The following is a 16,422-nucleotide window of genomic DNA, read 5'->3' as shown; positions in this document are numbered from 1 at the left end:
CAGATTGCAGGCCATGCACACTATGCGGCTTCTTCGCCCTGAAAGCGAAGCAAAGAGCGAACATCAAATACAACCAAGAGGCTTTTATCGAGCCGGTAAATGCCCGTTGAAACCTCGCGGATGTTTCCGTCGAGCGTCGCGGGATGCTGTTCGAACATCGCCTCATCCAGCGACAGTACCTCACCAACAGAGTCGACCATCAGGCTGTAAAGCTCACCCTGATCCTCGACGACGACACTCATACCTTCGTGCTCGCCCTCATATGGCGGCATGTTGAGACGGCTGCGAATATTGATCGCCGTCACAATACGCCCGCGCAGATTGAGCGATCCCGCCACTTCCTTGGGCGACAGTGGAATGCGCGTTATCCGCTGAGAACCAAGCACGTCGTGAACCTGAAGTACCGGAATACCGAAGAGCTGCTTGCCGATCATGATCGAAACAAACTGTTTCAGCTCGCCAAGCGTAACCACACTCTGCCCGGTGGATTGAGTAGCTGGTAAATCTGACATCATTCCCTCACGCGTCAATGGTTTGCGCTAGCGTCTCGAGCAGCGCATCCCGGTCGAGTTTGGCGATATAATCCGTGAAACCGACTTCCCGGCCTCGATCCAGGTCACGCGGACCTGTGTGGGACGACAAGGCGATGATCGGCGTATCTTCCCAGCGTGCGATTTCGCGCAGACGGCGGGTCAACTCGAACCCGTCGATCCCTGGCATCTCGATGTCGCTGATGATGGCATCGAATTCGGCGCCGCCTTCACACAGCTCCAGCGCGGCCTCGGCATGGTCCACAGTGGTCACGTCGTAACCCGCCACTGACAGCAGCGGCTTGATGAGGTTGCGGAAGAAAGCACTATCATCAACCAGCAGAACGCGCCGCGGCTCAGTCGGCTCCTGGCTGTCGGCATCGGCAGAGCCGAACCAGTCGCCATAGGCCTGGGTCAGGTAGAAGCCGGCATCGATCACTTCGGTCGCCTTGCCGGCAATGACCGCACTGCCCATCAGCCACGGGGCATCCGGACGCACTTCGATGTTGATCCGGTCTTCGACGATGTCGACGATCTGGTCGACGATCAGGCCCATCGACCGCTCATTGTCGGTAAAGACGAGCACCGGCTGACGACCTTCGGTCTCAAGCTTGATGTCATCGTCCATCGCAACCAGAGGCATCAGCTGACCACGATACTGCACCAACGGACGTCCTTCTGAATACTCGACCGTAGCCAGATCGATTTCTTCCAGACGGGCGACCAGCGCGAGCGGCACAGCCTTGGGGCTTTGTCCACCGGCACGGAACAGCAACAGCGACGAAACATCGGAACGGTGCGTCAGGTGACGGGCCGTATCCTGGCCTTCCTCGTCCACCATCTTGAGCTCTCCGCTGGCGGCCGCGACCCCGTTCGGATCGAGGATCATGATCACGCTGCCATCGCCGAGAATGGTGTTGCCCGAGAAGAGCGTGATGTTGCGCAGGATCGGTGCGACCGGCTTCACCACGATTTCCTCAGTGTCGAACACCCGGTCGACCATGATGCCTACCGAATAGGTACCGATCTGCAAGACGACGATGAAGGCTTCCTGCGGTGTTTCCTCGTCGCCGTCGTCCAGACGCAGCAAGCGCTTGAGAGAAACGAGCGGAAGCAGACGGTTGCGCAGGCGCAGGACCGGCGTCCCGTGGACTTCTTCGATCTTGTGTTCGCTGTTGTTCGACGCCCGGACCAGTTCCACGACACTGAGCTGTGGAATGGCGAACCGTTCGCCGCCAGCTTCAACGATCAGCGCGGAGACAATCGCAAGCGTCAGCGGGATCTTGATGATGAAGGTCGAGCCTTTGCCATACACAGACTTCAGCTCGATCGTGCCACCGATCTTCTCGATGTTGGTCCGCACCACGTCCATGCCGACGCCACGTCCCGAAACGGAGGTGACCGCGGCTGCCGTCGAGAAGCCGGCCCGGAAAATGAACTGCTGGATCTGCTGCTCGGAAAGGTTATCCGCTTCGGATTCAGCAACCAGCCCGTTGGCAACGGCCTTCGCCTTGATCTTCTCCGGGTCGAGCCCCTTACCGTCATCCTTGATCTCGATGATGATATGGCCGCCTTCATGATAGGCGTTCAGGGTGACTGTACCTGTCTCGGACTTTCCGGCCGCCAGACGCGCCGGACCATCCTCGATACCGTGGTCGGCCGAGTTGCGGACCATGTGGGTCAGCGGATCCTTGATCAGCTCAAGAACCTGACGGTCGAGTTCGGTGTCGGCGCCGAGCATCTGCAGATCGATCTTCTTGCTCAGATCGATCGAGAGATCGCGAACCAGACGCGGCAGTTTCGACCAGGCGTTCCCGATCGGTTGCATACGCGTCTTCATGACACCTTCCTGCAGCTCCGAGGTGACCTGGCTCAGGCGCTGCAACGGCACCGTGAACTCGCTGTCTTTCTCGTTGCGGGAGATCTGCATCAGCTGGTTACGCGTCAGCACCAGTTCGCTGACCATCGTCATCAGGTTTTCGAGCAGATCAACGTTCACGCGAATGGTCTGGTTGGCGACCGCAGATTCACGAACCTGCTTGTCCTGATCCGGCTGCTTCGCCACGTCCTTGGGAGCGCTGACAGCGACTTCCTTTTTCGGCTCGGGCGGTGCGGGAGCGGGTTCAATAGCCTCTTCGGCCTGCGCCTCTTCAGCAGCCTCGACTTCCGGCTCGTCAGAAGGCATGTCGTCAGGACCCGGCGCTTCCATGAAGGCGCGCTCGAGCTCTTCCATGCTGACCTCACCCGGACGAAGAGCAACAGGCTCTTCTGCAGGCTCCGGTTCCGGCTCGGCGACGTCCGCAGGTGCGGCCCCGCCATCGAGCGTACCGCCCTCGGCAACAAGATTAAGCCGGTCAATCAGGTCCTGATCGTCTCCTTCGGGCTCAACCTCATTCTCCTCGAGCGAGGAAAGCAGCCACTTGATACGGTCGAAGGATTCAAGGATCAGCGTGATGGCATCGGCAGAGACTTCAAGGCTGCCGTCGCGGATCTTGCCGAGAACATTCTCCGACGCGTGCGCAACCGCCTCAAGCCGGGGAAGCCCGAGGAAGCCGCAAGTGCCCTTAATCGTGTGGACAAGGCGGAAAATATTGCCAAGCAGCGCCTGATCGTTTGGATTTTGCTCCAGCTGGACCAGTTCCACGTCAAGCTCTGAAACGTTTTCGGACGTCTCCGTCAGGAATTCGCTTAGTAGCTCATCCATGCGTCTTACCCCAATCTACCTCGTTCTTCGACGGCCACCCTGAAAGATGGCCCGCAGGTATCACTGCGCCGCGCGGTTATTGTCTTTTCAATCCTGTCGCAGCCTAGGCCAAACCATTAAAGAAAGCGTTAACCCATTTACGACGCGGGAACAATTCATGGCGAACCCATTTCCCGCCTCTTTCAAGTGAAATTCACATCGACGGTAACCCGGCCAGGTTCTTCTTCAACCACGAACCGGAATCCGAAGCGGTCGGCATTAACGGCCGCTACATGCGCAACAACCGATTTGCTGGTCAGCTCGCTCGTCTCTACATCCGGCTCGAGAGCCGCCCGAACATCGCCAGGTACGCTAGCTCCGTCGCCATCAGCACTCAGGATGAAGTTCTGCCCCAGTTCGCCAGGAGAATTCAGCGAGATGCTCCCACCGCGCGGCAGGCATTCGCACAAGAAAGAGATGAGACCGAGAATGACCTTTATCCCGCCAGGCGCCGGGCGCACCAGCTTGGGGTCGACCGGACAGTCGAGGCTGAAGTCGATTTTCCGCGCTTTCAGATAGGGAGCCACGAGCTTCGCTCCATCCGCAAGAGAATGATCACTGTTCGAACCGGCCCCGCCAAACGCGACTCGGAAGAAAGAAAGCCGCTCGGATGCCTGCCGGGCACTGGTTCCTATGAGTGCGAGTGCTTCCTGCTCAAGTTCCGATCCGCCGCCGCCAAGATCCGAAATCAGCTCTGCGCCATTGACAGTCGCGCTTACCGGACTGATCAGGTCATGGAAAAGGCGCGATAAAAGCATATCGATCAATGTCATATGTTCAGGCATTCACAATCTATCCCGGATCCGAGTGGCGGTGCATCAACCTAGCGTAAGTCAGATCACTTGTTTTTTCTCAGCTTTTGAAAAGCCTCGCATGAAAATCTGTTGAAGTTTGATTCCGCTTTCCTTCACAATTCATTAATCGAGTGATTTTATCTGGCTTGATGGCGCCGAAACGCAACCGAGACTGAGGATGCGATGTCCCATTTTCTGCTACCTGGAAGTTTCGTGTTGCTGGCCGATGAGCCGGAATGGGGGATTGGCCAGATACAATCCGTCGTCGGAGACCGAATAACGGTGAATTTCGAACATCGCGGCAAACAGTTGATCAACAGTGCCAAAGTCGATCTTATTGCTGCCGATGACATGATCGAAGAGCGCCGCGTCGCCCGCATCGGCTGACCGGGTCTATAACTCGAAATGATGGCCACAGGCCGATGATTTTCCCGCTCCCTCGCCTCCAGCCGGGCTGGCTTCTCTCGGAAACAATTGAATTCGCGGGTACATCGCTTGATGTTTTCCTTGCGCGCTTGTCCGACCGCCGCTGGAACGTGCTGCGCTTTTCGGACGCTTCAAAAGATCTCGGTGACACAGGCGATCTTCTGTTTATCGACCTTACAGCTTCCGGCATCCCCGCCGCTCTGGATAAAGCTCTCGAAAACGCCCTCAAGCATTCCGTCCCCATCCTGTTCCGCGGGCCAGCGAACCTTATTACCTGGATCAGCAACCAGCTTAGCTTGAACCCCATGCTCCTGACCCCCGGGGACTTGCCGTACTGGTGGGGACCAGAACGGATGGATGAAGAGCTTATCCGCAACACACCGCCGCTGCCGCTAACGTCGGTCACACTCGGTCGCGAATGGGCCATCGTCGAGACCAGCCAGAGCATGGGACTTGCCGCGATGGCGCATCCTTCAAGCGAGGTCTCGGATCAAGCGGAAATCGTCGATCCACAGCGCATGGTCGGAATGCCGCTCACAGACGTCGCTGCGGGGCTTCGCGAGCCAGCCGGAATTCGAAGAACCATTGCCTGTGCCGCTGTGAATGCGGGCATCGTTCCGCCATCGGGTGCTGCTTCTGGCGATGGACTGCTTTCCGACAATCACCGTCCGGACGGGAGGACGGTGATTGTCGGACGCTTCCCCGCGCTGCAAACCAAGAGGCCGAACGCTATTGTGCTGGAAATGTCGCCAGGACCGGAAGACCTGCCCGCCGACGCTGCACCCCACGTCATTCCCGGCGCCGGGGAACTTTTGGTTACTGCTTCGGCCTGGTGCAACGGAACCTTGTCCGGCCTGTTGCGGCTTGCAAAAAATGTCCCGGTAACACTGATCGGTCCCGGCACCCCGCTCACGCCGGCACTCCATGCCTACGGCATCAGAAAACTGGCAGGCTTCAAGGTTGTCGACCGTGATGGGGTCAGGTCGGCCATAGCTGGAGGTGGCGGTGTGAAAGCGTTCAAGGAATTTGGCGATCAGATTTTGCTGTCTGCCGAATAGCTTTTCCGCACGGGAGAAACCCGCCCGGTTCCGGCTATTCTACTTTGCAGCCGATCCGTTCGGTCGCGTCGAAAACCACAAGGGTCTCTCCGATCTGCATGGTGACCCAGCAGTCATCCCACTGCTTTCGGCTGCGCGCGTCAACCTGAACGGTCCGCGATCCGGCCTTGAATTCGATACGGTCGGAATCTCCCGCCTGCACGGCGAGGGCTTCCTTGGTCCAGAGCTTGATCCTGACGCTGACCTCTGTTGAGGAGTCATTTCTGATATTGATGAAGTCCATCTTCGGACCCGGCTTTTCTTCTTCTCCGAAACAGCCGGAAAGCACCACAAGCAAAGCTATGGTTAACACAGTTAAATTTATGCGCGTCACTTCAGTACCGCTCGCCATGGTGAAAGATGATACAGTTAAGCAGACCTTACGCCGAAGCACTCAAGAAGAGAAGCCGTTCTACTAAATTCCGAAAATGTACAAATTACATAAAATAATTTTTATACAATATTTCCGCCTCTTTTATATCATCGGGCCTGTTCACATTGAAAAACGGATCCACAGGCCGGTCTGGATAATCAACCACGGCGAGATGATATCCGGCCGTCCACCGATCCACCTTCCGGATACCATCTGTTTCAATCGCGCTCTTCAACGCACCGGCAAGGGCAACCGGCCACAGACCGATGACAGGATGATGGCGCCCACCGGATGATGCGCACCCGAGATCCGCTTTTTCCCGCTCGATAACCTCACCGAGCCGCGCTACCAAATCCGTCGGGACAAAGGGTGCGTCCGTCGCGACCGTCAGTATCCATTGAGCTTCCGGTGCATTTTCGAGGACCCAGGACATTCCGGTTAAAACACCGGCGAGCGGTCCCGGCTGCCCGTCGACAACATCCTCGGCAACCGGAAGGCCATACTGAGCGAAGCGCTCGGGATCACCATTGGCATTCAATACCAAACGGCCAACCTGCTCTCTTACACGCTCCAGGACATGCTCGAGGATCGGACGCCCCGCGAGGCACTTCAACGACTTGTCGCCGCCGCCCATGCGTCGGGACTGACCACCGGCCAGCAGCACGCCAACGACATCCCCGCTATCAATTGCCATCGGACACCACACTAGCCTTTCGGCCACTTCTGCGTGGCTCATCCGCAATCGCCGACCAATCGGCATCGTAGATCAGTCGGTCGTCACCGGAGAGAGCGATGAACCGCTTGCCCTTTGCCCGACCGATCAAGGTCAGCCCGGCCTCGCGAGCCAGATCCACCCCCCAGGCGGTAAAGCCGGAGCGGGAAATCAGGATCGGGATTCCCATCTGTACGGTCTTGATTACCATTTCGCTGGTCAGCCGCCCGGTCGTGTAGAAGATCTTGTCGCCGGGCTCGATATTGTTCAGGAACATGTAGCCGGCGATCTTGTCTATGGCATTGTGCCGGCCGACATCTTCCATATAAATCAGAGGCTTGCCTTCCTTGCAGAGGACACAGCCATGAATCGCCCCGGCTTCGAGATACAGACTGGGGGTATTGTTTATCTGCCGGGAGAGGCTGTAGATCCAGGAGGTGCGGAGCACCGCATCGCGCGGCAGGGCGATATCCTCGAACTTTTCCATAAGGTCTCCGAAGACGGTGCCCTGGGCGCAGCCCGACGTCCGAATCTTCTTTTGAAGTTTCTCCTCGTAATTCGTTTCGCGCTCGGTACGAACCACCACAACCTCGAGATCCTCGTCATACTCGATGCCGGTGATCCTGTCGTCCTGGCGCAGCATGTTCTGATTGAGCAAAAAGCCGACGGCGAGATAATCGGGAAAGTCCCCAATGGTCATGGCTGTGACGATTTCCTGTCCGTTCAGGAAGATCGTCAGCGGCCGCTCCATGATCACGGAAATCTCCTGCTCCCGGCCTTCATGATCGAGTCCGGAAACCCGCCGCGTCAGACGCGGGTCCGCGGGTTGCGGGCGGATGAGGTAGTCTGGGATTTCATCGGTCATGCATTAACTATGGGCAGACAGCCGCGCTCAAGCAATCCACATCGCGGTAAATCAGACAGTCGACGCGGGAGAATTTCGGCGCGATATTGAAGCCGGGAACGCCGAGCGCTATATCAGAGTGGATATATCGGTCTCCGAAAATGATCTTGGCGACCTCGAGGGAGAACCAATGCTCGATCCGTTTGGGCGTGACATCAGCTATCTTCGGGTTTCAGTGACGGATCGCTGCGACTTCCGCTGCGTCTATTGCATGTCCGAAAACATGACCTTCCTGCCCAAATCGGACATTCTGAGTCTGGAAGAGCTGGACCGGATGTGCTCGGCCTTTGTCGGCCTTGGTGTCCGCAAATTGCGTTTCACCGGTGGCGAGCCGCTGGTCCGCCGGAACATCATGAGCCTGTTCCGCAGCATGAAGCGTCACCTCGACAGCGGCACGCTGGAAGAGGTCACGGTCACCACGAACGGTAGCCAGCTCGGCCGCTTCGCGCATGAACTCTACGATTGCGGCGTGCGCCGGGTGAATGTCTCGATCGACACGCTCGACCCGGAGAAATTCAAGGCCATCACCCGCTGGGGCAGGCTGGATCAGGTGCTGGAAGGCATCGAGACCGCCAAGCGGGCCGGCCTGAAAATCAAGATCAATGCCGTTGCACTCAAGGGCGTGAACGACGTCGAACTCGGCGACATGCTGCAATGGTGCGGCGATAACGGCTACGACATGACCGTGATCGAGGTCATGCCGATGGGCGATATCGGCGGCGAGGATCGCGTCGATCAGTACCTGCCGCTCTCCATGGTCCGGGCCAAGCTGGCCGAGCGCTTCACGCTGACGGATAACAACTACAAAACCGGCGGCCCGGCGCGCTATGTCGATGTCGGCGAGACCGGCGGCCAGCTCGGTTTCATCACGCCACTGACCCATAATTTCTGCGAAAGCTGCAACCGGGTCCGCCTGACTTGCACCGGCACGCTTTATATGTGTCTCGGCCAGGACGACGCCGCCGACCTGCGCGCACCTCTACGTGCGAGCGAAAGTGACGAGCCTCTGGTCGCCGCGATCGAGGAAGCCATCGGCCGCAAGCCGAAGGGCCACGATTTCATCATCGACCGGCGGCACAACGGCCCGGCCGTCAGCCGCCATATGAGCGTGACCGGCGGATAAACCGGCTCAATACGTGACGAAGCCCTCACTGCAGCTGCTCACTCCAGAACGAAACGGTGCGCGTATGTGCGTCCGTCACTGATCGTCAGTTCAGTGAATCCGAGCATCTTGCAGAAATCGAGGAAATTGAAGATCGACTCGACCTGCAGGTCACGCAGGATCTTGGTGGTCCTCGCCACCCCGGTCATCATCGCCAGAATGGCACGCGCCTGAGCGAGCGTGGTCATGTGATTATCGTAAAGACTGACAATGATGAGCTTGTTGGCGTCATCCCCCTTGGCAAACATTGCCCGTTGCGGCGGATAAGGACGCTCGCTGGCGCTCTTCGCCACGCCCGAGACAAAGGCCAGACGGCTTTCCCTCGTGGCAGCGGGGATCTTTTGTGCGTGCGAGATGTAATGCTCTTCAGTCACGCTTTCCGGATAATAGTATCCTGCGTGCCTCTCCGAGGCACTTGCACCGTGCCCGAGCAGGGTTACAAAAGGCAGCGCCACGACGAGCCAGAAGGCGGCCGAGAAGCAAAAGTGTCGGCGGCGTTTCATGCCATTTTTCCTTATTATTCTTTCTTGCGGCGCCCCATCTTTCCATGGCCGCGCATGGTCGGATCATGCATAGTCCGGCCGGATGAATAAAGCTCGAAGCGAGTTTTCCACTCGCTTATCGCCGCTTTGACCGGCTTTCAATCGGATTGGCCCGGATGAAAATCTGCTTCACCGCCTCTAAAGCACCAGATGCGCAGGACGCGTTCGCCACGCTGACCAAGCGTTACGGTAACCATCCCGCCGGAGATGCCGATGTCATTGTCGCGCTTGGTGGCGACGGCCTCATGCTGGAAACCTTGCGGGATAATTTTGAGAGACCGCTGAAAGTCTTCGGCATGAACCGCGGCACGGTTGGCTTCCTGATGAACGAGTATCTGGAAGAGGATCTGGAGCAGCGCATCGCAGTGGCACAGCAGGTCACGCTGCATCCTCTCCGCATGGATGCCGAAGCCTTGGACGGAACTGTGACCCGGGCCCTGGCGATCAACGAAGTATCGCTGCTCAGACAGAAAGCCCAGGCCGCGAAGATAAGGATCACCATCGACGGGATTGTTCGGCTGGAAGAGCTGGTCTGTGACGGCGTGCTCATCGCAACGCCGGCCGGCAGTACTGCCTATAATCTCTCCGCCCACGGCCCGATCGTGCCGCTCGGCGCCGGCGTCCTTGCCCTCACCCCGATCAGCGCCTTCCGACCCCGGCGCTGGCGCGGCGCATTGTTGCCGCACGAGGCGAAAATCGAGTTCGAGGTCCTGGATCCCGAGAAGCGCCCGACCAGCGCCACAGCGGACTCGACCGAGGTGCGGGATATCGTCCGCGTCCGCGTCCGCGAGGACCGGACCGTTGCCTTGACCTTGCTCTACGATCCCCAGCACAATCTGGAAGAACGGGTTCTGAAGGAGCAGTTCGCTCCCTGAAGCTCGGCCACCCACTGCCTCCTGCCTGACGGAACAATGACATGACCGGAAAACCCGATCTCGGCGCCCTGTTCGGTGCGACGCCCGCTTCTACCTTTCTCGGGCTGGAGCAATGCGACGATCTCGACCGGATTGACGCATCCTCGGCCTTCATCGGCGCACCTGGTGCTACGCCCTATGGCAGCGTCGGTGCCTATTGCCGAAACGCGCCAGACGCGCTGCGGAAAGCCACGTCATCACTGACCGCAAATGTCGACCGGCATAATTTCGATCTGGGTGGACCGGTCTTTCCGGCCGGCACCCGCCGCGCCGTCGATTGTGGCGATCTGCCATTCGATGAAACTGACTTCGCGCGGAACCGGGCAGTCATCCAGGACGCAATCAGGAAGATCGTCGGCAAAAGCGCGGTGCCAATTCTGGTCGGCGGCGACGATTCCGTGCCGATCCCCATGCTGGAGGCTCTTTCGGCCACCGGGCAGACCTATAGCGTGCTGCAGATCGACGCCCATATCGATTGGCGCAAATCCCATATGGATGAGGAATTCGGTCTCTCCTCGACGATGCGCCGCGCATCGGAGATGCCCCATATCGAGCGTATCGTGCAGGTCGGCGCCCGCGGCATCGGCTCCGCCCATTCCGACGACCATGCTGATGCTGTCGCCTGGGGCGCCGCATTCGTGACGGCACACGACATCCACCGGTCAGGTGTCGAGCCTGCGTTGGCATGCATTCCCGATGGCGCGAACATCATCGTCTGCATCGATGTCGATGCCCTCGACCCGTCCATCGTACCGGGTGTAATTGGAAGAACTCCCGGCGGCCTCGCCTATCATCACGTTCTGGATCTGATGACCGGAGCCGCCAGGAAAGGCCGTATCGCAGCAATGGATTTCGTCGAATACGTTCCAGAAGCGGATATTGACGGCCTTGGCGGCCTGGCAACCGCAGGCTTGATTTCAGCAGCCATGGGCATCCTTGCACGACAGGACGCCAGACTCCCCATATAGGCAACATTAACACCAATTATTGCAAATTTTATATAAGCATTTCAGATAGCTGAAAGATAACACCCACGTTTCTTTCGTTGTCGAAATGCATACATCCGAGGTAAATTAACGAATTGGTTACCGAATAGCCCGAATGATGTAGCGGCTAGACTTAAAAATAATATGGCATGAACCTCCTGGGAAAGAGTCATGACCGACTATTGGGACAGTTACGAAACTACGCAGACCAGCGAAGACGATCTCAAGGCCTATGTCGAGGAACGCAAAAAGCGCGCAGCGCAATATCTGCGGACTGCTAAAAAGGCTCAGGAGCACATCGAAAATCTTCAGCGGATCGAAGAAGCGCACCGCAAAGCGCTAGGCGAGAAATAGCCTCCGGACTGGCATTGGTTCGACCGCCTTTTAAACGGGTAGCACATGCCCGCTAAGCCATGCCGAGAATGCATCCAGATCCTCTTTCAAACGGATGAATCCTTCAGTCTTCCTCATCCGGTCCGGGTCCAGATAAAGCCGCCGGTTGATCTCTACCTGAATGGAATGGCGTCCTTCCGACGGCGCGCCATAGCGGCGGATCATTTCCGCGCCCTTGTAGGGATCATTGACTGAAACATCATACCCTCGCGCCCCGAGCCAGCTTGCGACGGCTTCGACGAGATCGGCATCCGCCGTCTCGCCCTCACTATCGCTGACCACGAAGTCCGGCCGCGCTTGGCCGTCATCCACATTCATCGGATTGCCGTAAGGCTTCATGGAATGCCAGTCGACATGCCAGACCGCACCATGCCGTGCATGCAGCCGGTCGAGGCTTTCCCGGACGGCATCATGGTAGGGCTGATAAAAGACCGCGATCCGTGCGGCAACCTCTTCGATAGACAGCGCTTCTGAATAGAGCGGCACATCGCGCAGGATATGCTTGCGGATGAGCCCCATGCCCCGCGCGCTCTTGTCCGTCGGATTGGCTCCATCGGGCCACGGGCCGGCCAGCAGTTCCTCGTCGATATCGTCGACGGCGCGGTTGGCATCTATATAAGTGCGGGGGAACTCTGCCTGCACCAGTCCGATGCCGTGGTCGAGGCATCCTGAAACCAGCTCGTCCACAAATGCGTCCTCGCCGGTCCTGAGCTCCGCCAGGCTGACCGCTGTCACGAAGTCATGCGGGATGGTGCGCCCTGAATGGGGCGAGTCGAACAGGATCGGCACCGCGCCGGAAACCGGGTGGCGTTCTGTCAGAACGCCGTCTACCCGGCGGGTCCGGATCGCGTTCGACGTCTCAGAGGCCATCATTCAGGTGGCAGGCGGAAATCCGCCCGGGCGCAATCTCCCGGAGTGCCGGTTGTTCGACACGACAGCGCTCGATCGCATGCGGGCAACGCGGGTGGAAATGGCATCCCGGCGGCGGATCGATCGGCGACGGGATCTCGCCCTTGACCGGAACGAACTTGCGCTTCCGTGTGTCCAGCCGCGGCACTTCACTGAGAAGGGCTTTGGTGTAGGGGTGGTTCGGCTCGCGGAACAGCTCTTCCGTCGGCGCGCTCTCGACCACGCGGCCGAGATACATGATGACGACCCTGTCACTCAGATGCTCGACGACTCCCAGATCGTGGCTGATGAAGAGATAGGTGAGGTTGAGATCCTCGCGCAGATCCATGAACAGGTTCAGGACCTGCGCCTGGATCGAGACATCGAGGGCGGCGACAGACTCGTCGCAAACCAGGAAATCCGGTTTCACCGCAAGCGCCCGGGCGATGCCGATGCGCTGCCGCTGCCCGCCGGAGAACTGGTGCGGATAGCGCTTTATATAGCTCGGGTCGAGACCGACCCGCAGCATCACGCTCTCGACGTACTCATCAAGCTCTGCTTTCGAGACGATGCCATGCACAAGCGGCGCCTCGCCAATGATATCGCGTACCCGCAGCCGCGGGTTGAGTGAACTCATCGGGTCCTGAAAGATCATCTGGATCTTGAGCTGCACTTCACGGGCGTCGGCCCCTCTCAGCTGCGTCACGTCCTGACCGCGATAGAACATGTGGCCTTCACTCGGCTCATGTACTCCCGCGACGACGCGGCCGAGCGTGGACTTGCCACAGCCGGACTCGCCGACCAGACCGACCACCTCACCGTCGGCAATGGACAGCGATACACTGTCCACCGCGTGCACGGTTTCGTCGCGCACATTGGCTCCCAGCTTCTGGCCGATCCTGCCGGCAAGATCGAGATGCTTCACGAAGCGCTTGGAAATGCCGTCCAACTGGAGGATCGGTGTATCGGTCGCGGCGACGGGCTTGTTCATTTGTGTTGTCATGGGTCTAGACCGCCTCAGTCGCGAGCGGATGATGGCACCGGACCTGTCGGCCCCCGGCAACCTCGGACAGAACCGGCGCGGTCTCGCAAACCGGAGTGGAATAGCTGCAGCGTGTCTTGAAGGCACAACCGACCGGCAGATTGAGCAGTGACGGCGTCATGCCCGGAATTTGCTGCAGGCGCTTGCCGCGCGCGTTCCGGCTCGGTACGGACCCAATCAGGCCCGCCGTGTAAGGGTGTTGTGGCGCGTCCAGCACGCCGTCCACCTCACCGGACTCGACCACGCGGCCGGCATACATCACCGCCACCTCATCCGCGAGCCCGGCAACGACGGAAAGATCGTGGGTAATCCAGATCATCGCCGTGCCTGTCTCCGCACAGAGCTTCTGCACCTCATAAAGGATCTGGCCCTGGATCGTCACATCGAGCGCCGTGGTCGGCTCGTCCGCAACAATCAGTTCCGGCTTGTTCAGCAACGCGATGGCAATCGCAACGCGCTGACGCATGCCGCCGGAGAACTGGTGCGGATAACTCTTCAGCCGCTCTTCCGGTGCAGGAATGCCAACCTGGCCGAGCGCATCGCGGCAGCGCTGGCGCGCTTCGTCGTCGCTCACCTTCTGGTGCGCCTTGATGGCCTCGATCATCTGCGTGTCGATACGCAGGACCGGGTTCAGCGTCATCATCGGATCCTGGAAGATCATGGCGATATTGTTGCCACGCAACTGCCGCATCCGCTCCTGGCTGGCACCGACGAGATTTTCCCCGCGGTAGAGGATTTCCCCCCCGACCACGCGGCCCGGCTCGTCCACCAGTCCAAGAATTGAAAACCCAGTCACCGTCTTGCCGGAGCCGGACTCGCCCACGAGACCGAGAATCTTGCCCTTGCCAACGGAGAAACTGACGTCGTCGACCGCTTTGACTACACCGGCTTTGGTGAAAAAATGGGTCTGGAGATTACGGACCTCGAGGGTCGCCTGATCGCTCATCTGACCTGGACCTACTTCTGAAGACGGGGATTGAGAACGTCGCGCAGACGATCGCCGACGAGATTGATCGTAACGATCGTGAACAGCAGAGCCAGCCCCGGATAGACGCTGATCCAGTATAAACCGCTCATGATGTACTCAAACCCGTTCGCGATCAGCAAACCCAGCGACGGTTCGGTAACAGGCAGGCCGAGACCAAGGAAGGACAGCGTCGCTTCCAGCGAGATCGCATGCGCAACCTGCATGGTGGCGACCACGATCAGCGGCGGCAGACAGTTCGGCAACATATGCCGGAATATGACACGGCGCTTGGACAGGCCTAGACAAGTCGCCGCCTCGATATACTCACGCCGACGCTCAACCAGAGCCGATCCACGCACCGTTCGCGCGTAATAGGCCCATTGCACCACGACGAGCGCGATGATGATCTTGTCGATGCCCTTGCCCAAAGTCGCGAGTAATACCAGAGCCACGAGGATGGCAGGAAAACTCAGCTGTATATCGACGATGCGCATGATCACGGTGTCGACCTTGCCACCGAAATAGGCCGCGCAGAGCCCGAAGGTCACACCGATCAGCAGCGCAATGATACCGCTGCCGATACCGACGCCCAGGCTGATCCGCAATCCGTAGATCATGGCACTCACCATGTCCCGGCCAAGACCGTCGGTGCCCAGCACGGCAGTCACGCCATTCCCCATCTGCTCGCCCGGTTCAAGCTTGTTGTCCATGAACGTGACGGACGCGAGGTCATACGGGTCGGTCGGTGCAATGAGCGGTCCGAATAACGCTATCAAGACCACAACAAAAACGCTGATCGCTCCGAACACGGCGATCTTGTTTTCCATATAATCGGCGACGAAACGGCGGAAGGGCGTTTCGACTTCCACAGCGGACTGGCTGTGTCCCGCTCTACCGTGATCTGCATTTTCCTGAACGGCGCTCATGACTTCATCTCCTGAAGACGAACACGCGGGTCAAGCACCGAATAGAGGACATCGACGATGAGATTGATCACGACGAACAGCACCACGACGAACATCAAATAAGCGACGATCACCGGCCGATCGAGGAAATTGATTGAGTCGATCAACAACTTGCCCATACCAGGCCAGGCGAAAACCGTTTCGGTCACAACCGAAAACGCAACCAGACCGCCGAACTCAAGCCCGAGCACCGTCACCACCGGGATCATGATGTTCTTGAACAAATGAACCCCGATGATCCGTGTATCGCTGAGCCCTTTGGCCCGGGCAAACTTGATATAATCCTGATGCACCACTTCTCTGGTTCCAGCACGGGCCAAGCGAATAACCATCGAGAGTTTGAAAAGCGCGAGATTAACTGCCGGCAAACAAACGTGTGACAGGCCGTCAAGCGTGAACAAGCTCAACTGAATACCGAAGACGTCCACAGTTTCGCCCCGGCCGGAGGATGGCAACCACCCCATGATCACAGCAAAGAACAGGATCATCATGATGCCGACCCAGAAAGTCGGCAGACTGAAGCCGAGTATCGAGGTGGTCATGATGGTCTTGGAAATCCAGGAATTGGCGTTCAGGCCGGCATAAATGCCGAGCGGAATACCGAACACCACCGCGATGAAAAGCGCGGCGAATGCCAGCTCAAACGTGGCCGGCATGCGCTCTGCGATCAGGTGCATCGCGGACTCCTGGAACACGAATGAGTTCCCCATGTCCCCTTGCAGGGCGTTCCCGATGAAGCGCAAATATTGTATGTAGAACGGCAAATCCAGTCCCATGGACTTGATGATTGCCTCACGTTCGGCCTGATCCGCGTCATCCGCGACCAGCATCTCGACGGGGTCGCCCACAAGAAACACGCCGCCGAACACAAGCAGCGACATGATAAGTACAACCAGAGCCGCCTGCATGAGGCGGCGAATGACGAAGACGGTCATTCTTTATCCCAACACCAGCATGTTGAAGAACGCAGCCGGGCTAAAAAGC

Annotated in this window: 18 protein-coding genes; 6 read left to right on the top strand and 12 right to left on the bottom strand. The window is 58.5% G+C overall.

The genetic code is table 11. The features are described 5' to 3' along the window. Positions 1-20: 20 nt before the first annotated feature. From K328_RS0102385 to K328_RS25510, 3 genes are all read right to left on the bottom strand, one after another. On the bottom strand, positions 21-512 hold the full coding sequence (locus tag K328_RS0102385) for a chemotaxis protein CheW (protein WP_028464594.1): 492 nt from the start codon (positions 510-512) through the stop codon (positions 21-23). 7 nt (positions 513-519) lie between these two features. Continuing rightward, complete coding sequence (locus K328_RS0102380; protein WP_028464593.1) at positions 520-3,234, bottom strand: hybrid sensor histidine kinase/response regulator; 2,715 nt, start codon at positions 3,232-3,234, stop codon at positions 520-522. Positions 3,235-3,416: 182 nt separating this feature from the next. Next, positions 3,417-4,058 carry a histidine phosphotransferase family protein gene (locus tag K328_RS25510; RefSeq protein ID WP_028464592.1) on the bottom strand — a complete coding sequence of 214 codons (642 nt, stop codon included), beginning with the start codon at positions 4,056-4,058 and terminating at the stop codon, positions 3,417-3,419. Positions 4,059-4,250: 192 nt separating this feature from the next. Between K328_RS25510 and K328_RS0102370 the strand changes: the two genes are divergently transcribed. Further along, positions 4,251-4,454: a DUF3553 domain-containing protein gene (locus K328_RS0102370; protein WP_028464591.1), complete on the top strand. Its 204-nt coding sequence runs from the start codon at positions 4,251-4,253 to the stop codon at positions 4,452-4,454. Positions 4,455-4,846: 392 nt separating this feature from the next. Continuing rightward, entirely contained in the window at positions 4,847-5,551 is a 705-nt protein-coding gene (locus tag K328_RS25505; RefSeq protein ID WP_169721160.1) for a Rossmann-like domain-containing protein, read from the top strand. A gap of 34 nt (positions 5,552-5,585) precedes the next feature. On the opposite strand, the gene K328_RS0102360 is transcribed toward K328_RS25505, so the two are convergent. From K328_RS0102360 to fdhD, 3 genes are all read right to left on the bottom strand, one after another. Beyond that, positions 5,586-5,903: a hypothetical protein gene (locus K328_RS0102360; protein WP_156901150.1), complete on the bottom strand. Its 318-nt coding sequence runs from the start codon at positions 5,901-5,903 to the stop codon at positions 5,586-5,588. Between the two features lie 124 nt (positions 5,904-6,027). Then, complete coding sequence (gene mobA / locus K328_RS0102355; RefSeq protein WP_245577375.1) at positions 6,028-6,699, bottom strand: molybdenum cofactor guanylyltransferase MobA; 672 nt, start codon at positions 6,697-6,699, stop codon at positions 6,028-6,030. Then, the gene (fdhD, locus tag K328_RS0102350; protein WP_028464587.1) at positions 6,647-7,540 is read right to left on the bottom strand and encodes a formate dehydrogenase accessory sulfurtransferase FdhD; all 894 of its coding nucleotides are present in this window, start codon (positions 7,538-7,540) and stop codon (positions 6,647-6,649) included. The genes mobA and fdhD overlap by 53 nt, the downstream gene beginning before the upstream one ends. A 169-nt stretch (positions 7,541-7,709) precedes the next feature. Here fdhD and moaA point away from each other — a divergent pair, with 169 nt between their 5' ends. Continuing rightward, a complete protein-coding gene (moaA, locus tag K328_RS0102345; protein ID WP_028464586.1) occupies positions 7,710-8,702 on the top strand; it encodes a GTP 3',8-cyclase MoaA in 993 nt (330 codons plus the stop codon). A 38-nt stretch (positions 8,703-8,740) separates the two neighbouring features. Here the strand turns inward: moaA and K328_RS0102340 are convergent, their stop codons facing one another. Next, positions 8,741-9,244, bottom strand: coding sequence for a hypothetical protein (locus tag K328_RS0102340; RefSeq protein ID WP_051284339.1), 504 nt, complete (start codon positions 9,242-9,244; stop codon positions 8,741-8,743). A 155-nt stretch (positions 9,245-9,399) separates the two neighbouring features. On the opposite strand from K328_RS0102340, the gene K328_RS0102335 reads away from it, so the two are divergent. From K328_RS0102335 to K328_RS0102325, 3 genes are all read left to right on the top strand, one after another. Beyond that, positions 9,400-10,158, top strand: a complete 759-nt coding sequence (locus K328_RS0102335) for an NAD kinase (RefSeq protein ID WP_036553066.1) — start codon at positions 9,400-9,402, stop codon at positions 10,156-10,158. A gap of 41 nt (positions 10,159-10,199) precedes the next feature. Continuing rightward, positions 10,200-11,165, top strand: coding sequence for an arginase family protein (locus tag K328_RS0102330; RefSeq protein ID WP_051284337.1), 966 nt, complete (start codon positions 10,200-10,202; stop codon positions 11,163-11,165). A 189-nt stretch (positions 11,166-11,354) separates the two neighbouring features. Continuing rightward, entirely contained in the window at positions 11,355-11,537 is a 183-nt protein-coding gene (locus tag K328_RS0102325; RefSeq protein WP_028464582.1) for a hypothetical protein, read from the top strand. 30 nt (positions 11,538-11,567) lie between these two features. On the opposite strand, the gene K328_RS0102320 is transcribed toward K328_RS0102325, so the two are convergent. The 5 genes from K328_RS0102320 to K328_RS0102300 are packed head-to-tail and all read right to left on the bottom strand — an operon-like array spanning position 11,568 to position 16,373. Next, the gene (locus K328_RS0102320; RefSeq protein WP_028464581.1) at positions 11,568-12,449 is read right to left on the bottom strand and encodes an N-formylglutamate amidohydrolase; all 882 of its coding nucleotides are present in this window, start codon (positions 12,447-12,449) and stop codon (positions 11,568-11,570) included. Beyond that, complete coding sequence (locus K328_RS0102315; RefSeq protein WP_051284334.1) at positions 12,436-13,467, bottom strand: ABC transporter ATP-binding protein; 1,032 nt, start codon at positions 13,465-13,467, stop codon at positions 12,436-12,438. Before K328_RS0102315 ends, K328_RS0102320 begins: the two co-directional genes overlap by 14 nt. A gap of 4 nt (positions 13,468-13,471) precedes the next feature. Beyond that, positions 13,472-14,452 (bottom strand): ABC transporter ATP-binding protein, encoded by a 981-nt coding sequence (locus tag K328_RS0102310; protein ID WP_028464579.1) that lies wholly within the window; start codon positions 14,450-14,452, stop codon positions 13,472-13,474. A gap of 11 nt (positions 14,453-14,463) precedes the next feature. Then, complete coding sequence (locus K328_RS0102305; protein ID WP_028464578.1) at positions 14,464-15,399, bottom strand: ABC transporter permease; 936 nt, start codon at positions 15,397-15,399, stop codon at positions 14,464-14,466. Then, positions 15,396-16,373: an ABC transporter permease gene (locus K328_RS0102300; protein WP_028464577.1), complete on the bottom strand. Its 978-nt coding sequence runs from the start codon at positions 16,371-16,373 to the stop codon at positions 15,396-15,398. The genes K328_RS0102305 and K328_RS0102300 overlap by 4 nt, the downstream gene beginning before the upstream one ends. Between the last annotated feature and the right edge of the window lie 49 nt (positions 16,374-16,422).

The organism is Nisaea denitrificans DSM 18348, assembly GCF_000426505.1.
GTDB classification, from domain to species: Bacteria; Pseudomonadota; Alphaproteobacteria; order Thalassobaculales; family Thalassobaculaceae; genus Nisaea; species Nisaea denitrificans.
Note: the sequence above shows the minus strand (reverse complement) of the source record. Positions and strands in the feature narration are given on the sequence as shown.